Genomic DNA, 12,135 nt, shown 5'->3' with positions numbered 1-12,135 from the left:
CGGTCCCATCCGTCCCCTGGTCGCAACTTTCTCCGTACGAGCACCGTTCGCCGGCGAACGGCCCCCCGGGGAATGGTGACAGATCAACGGTGGGGACGCGGCGCGGCCCCGACCCGGCCCCGGCCCGGAATCGCCCACTCTACCGGGCCGGGAATCCTCAGGTCAGTGCTCCGTTGCAGAGGTGACGAGTTCGGTGAGAACGCCGTGGCAGTCCTTGGGGTGGAGAAAAGTGATACGAGAGCCCATGGAGCCGATACGCGGCTCGTCGTAGAGAACTCGCACGCCCTTGTCGCGGATGGACTGCGCGTCGCCGTCGACGTCGGCGGTGCCGAAGGCGATGTGATGGACCCCCTCACCGTTCTTGGCCAGCCACTTTCCGACCGCGGAGTCCTCGCGGGTGGGCTCCAGGAGCTGGAGGTAGGAGGCGCCGCCGTCGGACGTCTCGTTGATCTTGAGCATGGCCTCGCGCACGCCCTGCTCTTCGTTGACCTCGGTGTGGAGCACCTCGAAGCCGTAGGTGGCCCGGTAGAACTCGACAGTCTTGTCGAGGTCGAAACAGGCGATCCCGATGTGGTCGATTCGCGTCAGCATTCCCCCAGTGCAGCGCCCCGGACGTGGTTACGCAACGTGCGCGCGATCACACTCGCCGCCCGGTGACCTGGGGCGGTACCGCTCAGTACATTTGAAGTAAACCCTCGTTCACTCCTCAGCTGCGCGCTGGAAGGGGATCGTGCCTCATGTCAGGAACGACCGGTACCACCTCAGTGATCGTCGCGGGCGCCCGTACGCCCATGGGACGCCTGCTCGGCTCGCTCAAGTCCTTCTCCGGCGCCGATCTCGGTGGCTTCGCCATCAAGGCGGCGCTGGACCGGGCGGGCATCGGCGGTGATCAGGTGCAGTACGTGATCATGGGCCAGGTCCTGCAGGCCGGGGCCGGGCAGATCCCCGCGCGCCAGGCCGCCGTCAAGGCGGGCATCCCGATGAACGTGCCCGCGCTCACCATCAACAAGGTCTGTCTGTCCGGCCTCGACGCCATCGCGCTGGCCGACCAGCTGATCCGCGCCGGCGAGTTCGACATCGTCGTCGCCGGCGGCCAGGAGTCGATGACCAACGCGCCGCATCTGCTGCCGAAGTCCCGCGAGGGCTTCAAGTACGGCGCGATCGAGATGCTCGACTCGATGGCTTACGACGGACTCACCGACTCCTTCGAGAACGTCGCCATGGGCGAGTCCACGGAGAAGCACAACACCCGGCTCGGCATCGCCCGCCCCGAGCAGGACGAGATCGCGGCGCTCTCCCACCAGCGGGCGGCGGCCGCGCAGAAGAACGGCATCTTCGAGGCGGAGATCACGCCCGTCGAGATCCCGCAGCGCAAGGGCGAGCCCGTCGTCTTCAGCAAGGACGAGGGCATCCGCGCCGACACCACGGCCGAGTCGCTGGGCAAGCTGCGTCCCGCCTTCGCCAAGGACGGCACCATCACCGCCGGTACGTCCTCGCAGATCTCCGACGGCGCCGCGGCGGTGGTGGTGATGAGCAAGGCCAAGGCCGAGGAGCTGGGCCTGGAGTGGATCGCTGAGATCGGCGCCCACGGAAACGTCGCCGGCCCCGACAACTCCCTCCAGTCGCAGCCGTCCAACGCCATCCAGCACGCGCTGCGCAAGGAGGGCATCGGCGTCGAGGACCTCGACCTCATCGAGATCAACGAGGCATTCGCCGCGGTCGCCGTGCAGTCAATGAAGGACCTCGGGGTATCCCCGGAAAAGGTGAATGTCAACGGCGGTGCGATCGCACTCGGCCACCCCATCGGCATGTCCGGCGCGCGGGTGGTCCTCCACCTTGCTCTGGAGCTCAAGCGCCGGGGCGGCGGCGTGGGTGCGGCCGCGCTGTGCGGTGGCGGCGGACAGGGTGACGCGCTGATCGTCCGCGTCCCGGGCAACGGCAAGTAAGCCACGTAGGCAAGGAGCGATCACATGGTGGACGTCCCCCAACTGGTTGCCCAGGCGAGGGAGGGCCGGCCGCGGGCCGTGGCCCGGCTGATCTCACTCGTCGAGGGGGCGTCCCCGCAGCTGCGAGAGGTGATGGCGGCGCTTGCCCCGCTTGCCGGGGGTGCGTACGTGGTGGGCCTGACGGGTTCGCCGGGCGTCGGCAAATCCACCTCGACCTCGGCGCTGGTGTCGGCGTACCGGCGGGCCGGCAAGCGGGTCGCAGTCCTGGCCGTCGACCCGTCCTCGCCCTTCTCGGGCGGGGCGCTGCTCGGCGACCGGGTCCGGATGTCGGAGCACGCGTCCGACCCGGGCGTCTACATCCGCTCGATGGCCACGCGCGGGCACCTGGGCGGCCTCGCCTGGGCCGCCCCGCAGGCCATCCGCGTGCTGGATGCGGCGGGCTGCGACGTGATCCTGGTCGAGACGGTGGGCGTCGGCCAGTCGGAGGTGGAGATCGCCTCCCAGGCCGACACCTCGGTCGTCCTGCTCGCCCCCGGGATGGGCGACGGCATCCAGGCCGCCAAGGCGGGCATCCTCGAGATCGGCGATGTGTACGTCGTCAACAAGGCGGACCGGGACGGCGCGGACGCGACGGCCCGCGAGCTGAACCACATGCTGGGCCTCGGCGAGGCGCGGGGTCCCGGCGACTGGCGGCCGCCGATCGTGAAGACGGTCGCGGCGCGGGGCGAGGGCATCGACGAGGTCGTCGAGGCGCTGGAGAAGCACCGCGCGTGGATGGAGGAGCACGGCGTCCTCACCGAGCGCCGGGCGCTGCGGGCCGCGGGCGAGGTGGAGGCGATCGCGGTGACGGCGCTGCGGACACGCATCGGCGATCTGCACGGCGACCGCCGGCTGGGGGCGCTGGCCCAGCGGATCGTGGCGGGCGAACTGGACCCGTACCGGGCGGCCGACGAGCTGGTGGCCAGCCTGACGGAGTAGCGAACGTGGCCCGGGGCGGGCGGAGCCGTACAGCGGATACGGCCCCCCGCCCCGCCGTCTGACGTCCGTCAGACGGTTACGGCTTGCCCCGGCGCCCGCGCAGGTGCTCGGCCACCGGTGACAGCGAGTCCCGAAGCTCCGCGAGGGCCTCGGGGCTCAGCAGATCGATGAAGTGCTTGCGTACGGACGCGACATGGTGCGGCGCGACCTTCTCCATGGTCTGGGTGCCCTGCTCGGTCAGCACCGCGTACAGCCCGCGCCGGTCCGACTCGCAGTTCTCCCTGCGGACGAGGCCGGCGTTCTCCATGCGGGTGATTTGGTGCGAGAGCCGGCTCTTGGACTGCAGCGTGGCCGCGGCCAGGTCGCTCATGCGCATGCGCCGGTCGGCCGACTCGGAGAGGTTGACCAGGATCTCGTAGTCGTTGTTGGTCAGGCCGAACGGCTGGAGGTCCTTCTCGAGCTGGTGCATCAGCAGCCTGCTGACGTCCAGGTGAGTGCGCCAGGTGCACTGCTCGTCATCGGTCAGCCAGCGGGTGGCCGTCTCGGTCTCCATATATGGATTCTACCTAAGAAGTTGAAATGCGGACGAAGTCGGGGGGTGTGACGCCCGGCACCCGGCAGGCACATGGCACGCACGTAGAAGGGTGCAGGCGTTCGACGTCACACTCTGCAGACTACCGCTCACAGGCCGAAGCGCCGCTGGAGGTCCCCCAGCTGACCGGGGAGACGCGGGGTGGCCCCTTGTTGACCTGGGACTCCGGCTCCGGCGTGGCCGCCGGGAACTCCCGCCTGCGCGGGCACCGCCCCGGTCGCCGTCTCGGCCATCAGCACCTCGGTCGACTGCAGCAGCACGGTCCCGGCGCCGACGAACTCGAACTGGTGCTCCTCGCCGGACGCTCCGCCGATCCCCGTCATCGCCCGCAGACCGCCCATCAGGCCGGTCATATAGCCGTGGTCGTAGTGGTGGCAGGGGGACGGACAGTCCGCCCAGCCCACCAGCGCCTGCGGATCAACCCGGATCGGCGGCTCCATGAAGACCACGGGACCGTTCGACGCGGCCACGAACTTCCCCGTACCGATCAGGGTGAGGAAGCCCGGCACGATCGACTGCTTCAGGGCCAGCGTCGGCTGGTAGGCGAGCAGATTCCCGGACCGGATCGTCAGGTTGCCGTTGTCCAGGTCGTAGGAGTTGACGTCGAAGGCGCGGTCGGCGAGCAGCATCTTGCCGCTGCCCTCGGCGACCACCCAGTCGGCGGCGTGCAGCGGCGAGTGGAAGGAGGTCCGCAGCAACCGGTCCAGCCGGCCGTGGCCGATGCCGTTGAAGTCGATGCGCCCGTAATAGGCGATCATCTTCCCCTTCTGCAGGAACCACTGACTGCCCTTGAGCTCCACGCAGAAGGTGTAGGCGTTGACGTTGTCGTCGCTCGGCAGCGTCATGGGGTCGAAGACCACGGGACCGGTCACAGCTTCTCCTCCGAGGCCTGTACATACACCGCGCCACTGCCGCTCAGCTCCAGCTGGAAGGCCTCGCCCGAGCCGCGCCCCACCATGTCGCGCCAGCCCAGCGCGGTGGAGAGTTTGTTGCGTACGTCGCCGTGGTGCGCGACATACGCCTGCGGGTCCACATGGACCGCCCGGCCGGGCGTGATCGGCAGCTCGATCACCCCGCCGTGTGCCATGACCGCGACCGCGCCATGCCCCTTGAGGGTTGTGGTGAACAGACCCTGCCCGGTGACCTGCCCGCGCACCATGCCCATGACCCCGCCCTGCGAGCCCATGAACATCGTGCCCTGCTGCAGCGTCCCGTCGAAGGCGAGCAGCCGGTCCGCCTCGACGTAGAGGGTGTCGCCGGTCAGCTGGATCACCTGGATGTGATGGCCGCCGTGACCGAACATCACGGTGCCGCTGCCCTCGACGGTCATCAGCGGCGTCGCCTCGTTCGCGACCCGCCGCCCGATCATCGAGGCCAGGCCGCCCTGGCCGCCCTGCATGTTCGGCGTGAAGGAGACCTCGCCCCGGTAGGCGAGCATCGCGCCGCGCTGGCTGAACATCTTCTGGCCCGGGACGAGTGTCGCCTCGACCATCTTCGAGTTGACTTCGCGGAACGGCATCAGACGTCCCCTCCGATGGTGTTCCGCTCGCTGGGCTGCACGTACACCAGACCGTCGCCCTCGAAGCGGATCTGGAAGGCCTCGCCGCCGCCCTCGCCCAGGAAGGTCCTGAACGTCACGCCTGACTGGAAGTCCTGGCGCAGATTTCCCTGGTGCGCGATGTATGCGCCGGGGTCGACGGAGAGCGGGTACTGGGGTGTCACCCGCAGCACCACGGCCGGGCCGTCCGACATGATCGCCGCCTGGCCGCTGCCCTCGACGGTCGTGGTGAACAGGCCGTTGCCCGTCGCACCGCCGCGCAGGCCGGTGAAGGTGGTCCCGGTGCGCAGCCCGGCGTCGGTGCAGAGCAGATTGCTCGCCTCGACATAGAGCTTGTCGCCGTGCAGGTTCACCAGGTTGATCTCGGAGGCCCGGTCGGCGAAGAAGCAGGTGCCCTGCCCCTTCACTTCCATCATCACCATCTGTTCGCCGGTGAGGCGGCGGGTGACCATCCCGCGGATGCCCTCACCGCCGCCGGACATCTTTTTGAACGCCATCTGGCCGTCGTAGGCGACCATCGAGCCGTTCTTCGCTTTGACGGCGTCGCCTGTCATGTCGACGGCGAGCACCTTGCTGCCTTGGAGTCGGAACGTTGCCACGGGGTGACGTTATCGGGCGCTACCCGGCGCGAACAGGGTCCTTGAGGAGGATCTGCACCCTGACAAAGGACGGCAGAACGGAGCTGCCACAATGGACCGAAGCTTGTGCACGCGTTCACAAGAGCCCTGCCCGTCACAGCCCCTCTCCCACCGAAGGTGCCCCCGTGGACATCAAGACCGCCTCCTCCCTCCACCGCCTCCGTCTGGTCTCCGCCCCGGAGGCCGTCTCCTTCCTCCTCCTGCTCGTCTGCTCGGTGCTCAAGCGCACCACGGAGTTCAACGCGGTCCCGGTCATGGGCGCGATCCACGGCGTGCTCTTCATCCTGTACGTGCTCTTCTGGCTGGACGCCTGGAACCGCACCAAGTGGAACCTTGGGACCGCGGCCCTCTACTTCGTCCTCTCCGTCCTGCCCTTCGGCGGCTTCGTCGCCGAGCGCAGGCTCAAGCGCGCGGCCGACGACGAGGTCATCGCCGCCCGCGCCCGCCGCGAGGGCAAGGTGAACGCGTGATCGTCGCCTTTTCCGTCACTCCGCTCGGCGTCGGTGAGGACGTCGGCGAGTACGTCGCCGACGCCGTCCGGGTCGTCCGTGAGTCGGGTCTGCCCAACCGCACGGACGCGATGTTCACCTCGATCGAGGGCGAGTGGGACGAGGTGATGGACGTCGTCAAACGCGCCGTCGCCGCGGTCGAGGCCCGGGCCCCGCGCGTCTCCGTCGTCCTCAAGGCGGACATCAGAGCGGGCGTCACCGACGGCCTCACCTCCAAGGTCGAAACCGTGGAGCGCCACCTGTCCGCCTGAGACCTTGCTCCCGCCGGGCCGCGCCGTCAGGGCGCGCCCGGCTGCGACACCGCCAGCGCGATGCCCAGCGGTGTCCGTTCGTACAGCACCTGATGTCCGGCGCGGCGCGAGGTCAGCAGACCCGCGTCACGCAGTACGGACAGATGCGCCGATACGGAAGACGGCGCGAGGCCGAGAAGCTGTGCGAGTGGGCTCGTCCCGGCCGGCTCGTCGAGCGCGAGGAGTACGGCCGCGCGCCGGTCGCCGAGCAGATGCGCCAGCGCCTCGGGTGCCGGACCCGCCGGCCCGGCCCACAGCGCGCCGATGCCGCGGGCCGGATAGGCGAGCGTCGGCTGCCAGGGCGGCTCGAAGCCGGTCACGACGTCGGGCCAGCAGAAAACACTGGGCATCAGCATGAGGCCCTGGCCGTCGAGGACGCGTACATGGTCGAAGGGCGTGGCGAGGGTCAGCGTCCCGTCGGCCCACCGCAGCCGCGGGTGGAGATCGGCGAACAGCCCCTCGATGCCGCCCTGCGCCAGCCGCCGCGTATGGAAGGCCACATCGGCTTCCAGCAGCGCCCGCAGGCGCGGCCACTCCGGCTCGACGAGCGCGTGCCAGGCCCGCTCCAGGGTGTCGGCGAGCGTGTGGACCGCCCGCCCGGGATCGTCGAGCAGGGCCCGCCCCTGCGGACACTCCGCGGCGCCCGGCGTGCAGGAGAGGGACCGCGCCAGGTCCTCTCCCGCGGCATCGGGATCCGCGCCGCGTACGGCGGCGATCTCCTCCTCGAAGGACGCGGCGGGCCCGATCGGGGGCGGCCCGAGAAAGTCCGGACTGTGCCCGCGCCAGGGCATCAGCAACCACAGTGCGGTGAGATCGAGTCCCTCGGCTGCCTGCCGGATCCGGCGCAGCCAGGGAAGGTGATACCCGTGCCGCGCGGGCCGCTTGAGGGTGCGGACGGCGTCCTGGGTCTCCCACAGGGGAGATATGGCGAACCGGATCCGCAGCAGGTCGGCTTCGCCGAAGTGCATGTAGGACGGCATGGTTCGTTCCCCTCCGGCCAGAAGATTCGGCTGCAGCCGAAAGTCTAGGGCGGGGACGGCGTGCGTCGGCAGGCTGTGCCCATGCCAGAAGAACTGGGCACCGGTGCCACGTGCCGGTCATTTTCCCCTGCCCCGCCCCTTCCCGATCCCGGGGACGACTCCCCGGCCCCCAGCGGCCTCGGCTCCACCACGCCGGGACACGCTGATGCGCCGAAGGGCGATGCGCCCGAGCCGGGACCCGCTGCCGCGCCGGCGGGCGGTTCCGCCGGGTTGCCCGGCGGTGACTCCGGCCGGCCCGGACCGGGTGGTGCCGGTGTGCCGGGGGGATGTCGCCTTGCGCCACCCGAGACGAGGGTGTCCGGACCGGACCACACTGCGGCACCCGTCGGCGGCGGCTCCGCCGCGACCGAGGTTGGGGCACCCGAGTCGGCGGGCTGTGGTGCCGGGTCGCCAGGCGATGCCTGCGGCCCGTCAGCGGCCGGTGCGCCCGCACCGGGACGCTCTGCCGCGCAGGACGGCGGGCCCGAAACTTCCGGCCGCCCGGGCGTCCGGGTCGCTGCCCCGCCGCACGCCGGGACGGGATCCGGCGCTGCCGGGCCGGAGGCCCCGAGCCCGACGCCTCTCGGGAGTTCGGGCGCCCGCGGGGCTGTCGCGTCGGCCAAGCCGACCGCGCGACGCGGGAGTTCGGGGCGAACCCGCGACGCAGGCGCCCCCAACTACCGCGCCGTCTTCCAGGTGCGCGAGTTCCGGGCCGTCTTCGCGGCACACCTCATGTCGCTTCTCGGGGTCGTCGTCTGCGAGATCGCGCTGACCGTCCTCGTCTACCGGCTCACCGCCTCGCCCCTCCTCAGCGCGCTCACCTTCGCGCTCGGGTTTCTGCCCTACCTCGTCGGCGGGACGCTGCTCGCGGGGGTCGCCGACAAGTACCCCGCACGACGCGTGCTCGTCGTGTGCGATCTCCTGTGTGCCGCGTGCGCGGCCGCCATGGTGCTGCCCGTGACGCCGGTCGCCGTACTGCTCGCGCTGCGCTGCCTCATCGCCGCCGTCTCACCCGTGTTCAACGGCACCCGTATGGCGACCCTCGCCGACATCCTCGGTGACGGCGACCTCTTCGTACTCGGCCGTTCCGTGCTGCGCATCGTGTCGCAGAGCGCCGTGCTCACCGGCTTCGGCCTCGGCGGGCTGCTGCTCGCCGTCGTGGCGCCCCGTGGCGCCCTCGCCGTCACCGTCGCGACCTTCCTCGGTTCCGCCCTGCTGCTCCGCTTCGGCACCGTGCGGCGCCCCGCCCGCGACGGCGACAGCGGTGCCCTCCTGCGCTCGTCGCTGTCCGGCGCGCGGCAGGTCTTCGCCGACCGCCGGCTGCGCGTGTTGATGCTGCTTTTCTGGGCACCGCCGATGTTCAGCGTCGCCCCCGAAGCCCTCGCCGCCCCGTACGCCGACGAGATCGGCATCGGCTCGGCCGGCCTCGGCCTTCTGATGTGCGCGCTGCCCGTGGGCACGATCACGGGTGAGCTGTACGCCGGTTCCGCCCTCGGCCCCCGCGCCCGTTCCCGTATCGTCCTGCCGCTCGCCGCCACCACCCTCCTGCCGCTGACCGTCTACGCCCTCACCCCAGGCCTCGGCTGGGCCCTGCTCGCCCTGACGCTCTGCGGCGCCGGATCCGCGTACACCCTCGGTCTCGACCGGTGGATCGTCGAGGAGATCCCGGAGGAACTGCGCGGCCGGGCCATGACCCTGCTCACCGCCGGGCTGATGACGATCCAGGGCGTCGGCATGGCCCTGGCAGGGCTCGCCGCGGAGTTCTTCTCCGTGAGCGCTGTCGTCACGGGCGCCGGGGTGATCGGCACGCTGTGCTGTCTCCTCCTGGTCGCCGAGGCCCGCAAGACCGAGGAGCGAGACGGGGCTGACCGCCATATGACCAGTCGGTAGGGTCGGTGCCGTGCCCAAGCCGCTCAGCCTTCCCTTCGACCCCATCGCCCGAGCCGACGAGCTCTGGCAGCAGCGATGGGGCCCCGTACCCTCGATGGGCGCGATCACCTCGATCATGCGCGCGCACCAGATCCTGCTCGCCGAGGTCGACGCCGTCGTCAAGCCGTACGAACTGACCTTCGCGCGCTACGAGGCACTCGTGCTGCTCACCTTCTCCAAGGCCGGTGAGCTGCCGATGTCCAAGATCGGCGAGCGCCTGATGGTCCACCCGACCTCGGTCACGAACACCGTGGACCGGCTGGTCAGATCCGGTCTGGTCGACAAGCGTCCGAACCCGAACGACGGCCGCGGCACCCTCGCCTCCATCACCGACAAGGGCCGCGAGGTCGTCGAGGCGGCCACCCGCGACCTGATGGCGATGGACTTCGGGCTCGGTGTGTACGACGACGAGGAGTGCGGGGAGATCTTCGCGATGCTGCGCCCGCTACGGGTCTCGGCGCACGACTTCGACGAGAAGTAGGGGGCCCAACCCCGGGCGAAGATCGCCCGTTGCGTCCGGTTACGCTCGTCGCCATGAAGTCGAATGTGCTCTCCCGTTACCGGGTGATGGCGTATGTGACCGCCGTCTGGCTGCTGGTCTTCACCGTGGCGATCATCCTGAAGTACGGGTTCGAAGTCGGCGACACCATGCTGATCTCCCAGATCCACGGTGTGCTGTTCATCATCTACGTCATCTTCGCCTTCGATCTCGGCTCCAAGGCGAAGTGGCCGCTCGGCAAGCTGGGGTGGGTGCTGGCCGCCGGCTGCATCCCTGTGGCCTCCTTCTTCGTCGAGCCGAAGATCACCCGCGAGATCCGTCCGCTGCTCGCGGACGCCCCCGCGACCGCGAAGGCGTAAGACCCCCGGACCGCCCCGAGCGAGGCTCGCGGCGCGGTGACACCCTGCTGCTCCGCAGCGTGGGCATCGACATTTACTAGGACGTCCTAGTAAATTGAAAGCATGGACGCTGACGCCATCGAGGAAGGCCGCCGACGCTGGCAGGCCCGTTACGACAAGGCCCGCACGCGGGACGCCGACTTCACCACGCTCTCCGGCGACCCGGTCGAGCCGGTCTACGGGCCCCGGCCCGGAGACACCTATGAGGGCTTCGAGCGGATCGGCTGGCCGGGGGAGTACCCCTTCACCCGGGGCCTGTACCCGACCGGCTACCGCGGCCGCACGTGGACCATCCGCCAGTTCGCCGGCTTCGGCAATGCCGAGCAGACGAACGAGCGCTACAAGATGATCCTGGCCAACGGCGGCGGCGGGCTCTCCGTCGCCTTCGACATGCCGACCCTGATGGGCCGCGACTCCGACGACCCGCGCTCGCTCGGTGAGGTCGGCCACTGCGGCGTGGCCATCGACTCCGCCGCCGACATGGAGGTCCTGTTCAAGGACATCCCGCTCGGCGACGTCACCACCTCGATGACGATCTCCGGCCCCGCCGTGCCCGTCTTCTGCATGTACCTGGTCGCGGCGGAGCGCCAGGGCATCGACCCGGCGGTCCTCAACGGCACGCTCCAGACGGACATCTTCAAGGAGTACATCGCGCAGAAGGAGTGGCTCTTCCAGCCCGAGCCGCATCTGCGCCTCATCGGCGACCTGATGGAGCACTGCGCGCAGGGCATCCCCGCGTACAAGCCGCTGTCGGTCTCCGGCTACCACATCCGCGAGGCGGGCGCGACGGCCGCGCAAGAGCTCGCGTACACGATCGCCGACGGCTTCGGCTACGTCGAACTGGGCCTGAGCCGCGGCCTGGACGTCGACACCTTCGCGCCCGGGCTCTCCTTCTTCTTCGACGCACACCTCGACTTCTTCGAGGAGATCGCCAAGTTCCGCGCGGCGCGCAGGATCTGGGCGCGCTGGATGAAGGAGGTGTACGGCGCCAAGACCGACAAGGCGCAGTGGCTGCGCTTCCACACCCAGACCGCGGGCGTCTCGCTGACCGCCCAGCAGCCGTACAACAACGTCGTACGGACGGCGGTCGAGGCCCTGTCCGCGGTCCTCGGCGGGACCAACTCCCTGCACACCAACGCCCTGGACGAGACCCTCGCCCTGCCCAGCGAGCAGGCCGCGGAGATCGCCCTGCGCACGCAGCAGGTGCTGATGGAGGAGACCGGCGTCGCCAATGTGGCGGACCCGCTGGGCGGTTCCTGGTACGTCGAGCAGCTCACCGACCGCATCCAGGCGGACGCCGAGAAGATCTTCGACCAGATCAAGGAGCGCGGCCGCCGGGCGCACCCGGACGGTCAGCACCCCATCGGCCCCATCACCTCCGGCATCCTGCGGGGCATCGAGGACGGCTGGTTCACCGGCGAGATCGCCGAGTCGGCCTTCCAGTACCAGCAGGCTCTGGAGAAGGGCGACAAGCGGGTCGTGGGCGTCAATGTCCACCACGGCTCGGTCACCGGCGACCTGGAGATCCTGCGGGTCAGTCACGAGGTCGAGCGCGAGCAGGTACGGGTCCTGGCGGGCCGCAAGGCCGGCCGTGACGACGCACGCGTGCAGTCCGCGCTGGAGGCGATGCTGACCGCCGCCCGGGACGGCTCGAACATGATCGCGCCGATGCTGGACGCGGTCCGCGCGGAAGCCACGCTCGGCGAGATCTGCGACGCGCTGCGGGACGAGTGGGGGACGTACACCGAGCCGCCCGGCTTCTGACCGCACGAAAACGGG

General features: G+C 70.1%; 14 protein-coding genes. 8 read left to right on the top strand and 6 right to left on the bottom strand.

Annotated features, from left to right (window positions below; genetic code table 11):
* Nucleotides 1-162 precede the first annotated feature (162 nt).
* Entirely contained in the window at nucleotides 163-591 is a 429-nt protein-coding gene (mce, locus tag OHA61_RS11400) for a methylmalonyl-CoA epimerase (protein WP_406302988.1), read from the bottom strand.
* 146 nt (nucleotides 592-737) lie between these two features.
* Between mce and OHA61_RS11395 the strand changes: the two genes are divergently transcribed.
* Nucleotides 738-1,946, top strand: a complete 1,209-nt coding sequence (locus OHA61_RS11395) for an acetyl-CoA C-acetyltransferase (protein WP_324981990.1) — start codon at nucleotides 738-740, stop codon at nucleotides 1,944-1,946.
* Between the two features lie 24 nt (nucleotides 1,947-1,970).
* Nucleotides 1,971-2,924, top strand: a complete 954-nt coding sequence (gene meaB / locus OHA61_RS11390) for a methylmalonyl Co-A mutase-associated GTPase MeaB (protein WP_406302987.1) — start codon at nucleotides 1,971-1,973, stop codon at nucleotides 2,922-2,924.
* A gap of 76 nt (nucleotides 2,925-3,000) precedes the next feature.
* On the opposite strand, the gene OHA61_RS11385 is transcribed toward meaB, so the two are convergent.
* From OHA61_RS11385 to OHA61_RS11370, 4 genes are all read right to left on the bottom strand, one after another.
* Nucleotides 3,001-3,477, bottom strand: a complete 477-nt coding sequence (locus OHA61_RS11385; RefSeq protein WP_324981996.1) for a MarR family transcriptional regulator — start codon at nucleotides 3,475-3,477, stop codon at nucleotides 3,001-3,003.
* 128 nt (nucleotides 3,478-3,605) lie between these two features.
* Nucleotides 3,606-4,361: an AIM24 family protein gene (locus tag OHA61_RS11380; protein WP_361908341.1), complete on the bottom strand. Its 756-nt coding sequence runs from the start codon at nucleotides 4,359-4,361 to the stop codon at nucleotides 3,606-3,608.
* Between the two features lie 23 nt (nucleotides 4,362-4,384).
* Nucleotides 4,385-5,035, bottom strand: a complete 651-nt coding sequence (locus OHA61_RS11375) for an AIM24 family protein (protein ID WP_324981999.1) — start codon at nucleotides 5,033-5,035, stop codon at nucleotides 4,385-4,387.
* Nucleotides 5,035-5,673 carry an AIM24 family protein gene (locus OHA61_RS11370; protein WP_406302986.1) on the bottom strand — a complete coding sequence of 213 codons (639 nt, stop codon included), beginning with the start codon at nucleotides 5,671-5,673 and terminating at the stop codon, nucleotides 5,035-5,037. Before OHA61_RS11370 ends, OHA61_RS11375 begins: the two co-directional genes overlap by 1 nt.
* Nucleotides 5,674-5,837: 164 nt before the next feature.
* Here OHA61_RS11370 and OHA61_RS11365 point away from each other — a divergent pair, with 164 nt between their 5' ends.
* Both OHA61_RS11365 and OHA61_RS11360 read left to right on the top strand, forming a co-directional pair.
* Entirely contained in the window at nucleotides 5,838-6,182 is a 345-nt protein-coding gene (locus OHA61_RS11365) for a DUF3817 domain-containing protein (RefSeq protein ID WP_266487511.1), read from the top strand.
* Entirely contained in the window at nucleotides 6,179-6,472 is a 294-nt protein-coding gene (locus OHA61_RS11360) for an MTH1187 family thiamine-binding protein (RefSeq protein ID WP_361908272.1), read from the top strand. Before OHA61_RS11365 ends, OHA61_RS11360 begins: the two co-directional genes overlap by 4 nt.
* Nucleotides 6,473-6,498: 26 nt before the next feature.
* Here OHA61_RS11360 and OHA61_RS11355 read toward each other — a convergent pair whose 3' ends face one another.
* Nucleotides 6,499-7,491, bottom strand: coding sequence for a DUF5937 family protein (locus OHA61_RS11355; protein WP_406302985.1), 993 nt, complete (start codon nucleotides 7,489-7,491; stop codon nucleotides 6,499-6,501).
* A 735-nt stretch (nucleotides 7,492-8,226) separates the two neighbouring features.
* Between OHA61_RS11355 and OHA61_RS11350 the strand changes: the two genes are divergently transcribed.
* The 4 genes from OHA61_RS11350 (at nucleotide 8,227) to OHA61_RS11335 (ending at nucleotide 12,120) form a co-directional block, all read left to right on the top strand.
* Entirely contained in the window at nucleotides 8,227-9,420 is a 1,194-nt protein-coding gene (locus OHA61_RS11350) for an MFS transporter (RefSeq protein ID WP_406302984.1), read from the top strand.
* Nucleotides 9,421-9,430: 10 nt separating this feature from the next.
* A complete protein-coding gene (locus tag OHA61_RS11345; protein WP_266487515.1) occupies nucleotides 9,431-9,940 on the top strand; it encodes a MarR family winged helix-turn-helix transcriptional regulator in 510 nt (169 codons plus the stop codon).
* Between the two features lie 53 nt (nucleotides 9,941-9,993).
* On the top strand, nucleotides 9,994-10,317 hold the full coding sequence (locus tag OHA61_RS11340; RefSeq protein ID WP_361908281.1) for a DUF3817 domain-containing protein: 324 nt from the start codon (nucleotides 9,994-9,996) through the stop codon (nucleotides 10,315-10,317).
* A 102-nt stretch (nucleotides 10,318-10,419) separates the two neighbouring features.
* Nucleotides 10,420-12,120: a methylmalonyl-CoA mutase gene (locus OHA61_RS11335; protein ID WP_406302983.1), complete on the top strand. Its 1,701-nt coding sequence runs from the start codon at nucleotides 10,420-10,422 to the stop codon at nucleotides 12,118-12,120.
* Nucleotides 12,121-12,135 lie beyond the last annotated feature (15 nt).

This window comes from Streptomyces sp. NBC_00885 (genome assembly GCF_045207475.1).
Taxonomy (GTDB): Bacteria; Actinomycetota; Actinomycetes; order Streptomycetales; family Streptomycetaceae; genus Streptomyces.
Note: the sequence above shows the minus strand (reverse complement) of the source record. Positions and strands in the feature narration are given on the sequence as shown.

Excerpts from the sequence above, each read along its gene's own strand:
- mce (WP_406302988.1), bottom strand. The coding sequence starts at position 591 with ATGCTGACGCGAATCGACCACATCGGGATCGCCTGTTTCGACCTCGAC.
- OHA61_RS11395 (WP_324981990.1), top strand. The coding sequence starts at position 738 with ATGTCAGGAACGACCGGTACCACCTCAGTGATCGTCGCGGGCGCCCGT.
- meaB (WP_406302987.1), top strand. The coding sequence starts at position 1,971 with ATGGTGGACGTCCCCCAACTGGTTGCCCAGGCGAGGGAGGGCCGGCCG.
- OHA61_RS11385 (WP_324981996.1), bottom strand. The coding sequence starts at position 3,477 with ATGGAGACCGAGACGGCCACCCGCTGGCTGACCGATGACGAGCAGTGC.
- OHA61_RS11380 (WP_361908341.1), bottom strand. The coding sequence starts at position 4,361 with ATGACGCTGCCGAGCGACGACAACGTCAACGCCTACACCTTCTGCGTG.
- OHA61_RS11375 (WP_324981999.1), bottom strand. The coding sequence starts at position 5,035 with ATGCCGTTCCGCGAAGTCAACTCGAAGATGGTCGAGGCGACACTCGTC.
- OHA61_RS11355 (WP_406302985.1), bottom strand. The coding sequence starts at position 7,491 with ATGCCGTCCTACATGCACTTCGGCGAAGCCGACCTGCTGCGGATCCGG.
- OHA61_RS11340 (WP_361908281.1), top strand. The coding sequence starts at position 9,994 with ATGAAGTCGAATGTGCTCTCCCGTTACCGGGTGATGGCGTATGTGACC.
- OHA61_RS11335 (WP_406302983.1), top strand. The coding sequence starts at position 10,420 with ATGGACGCTGACGCCATCGAGGAAGGCCGCCGACGCTGGCAGGCCCGT.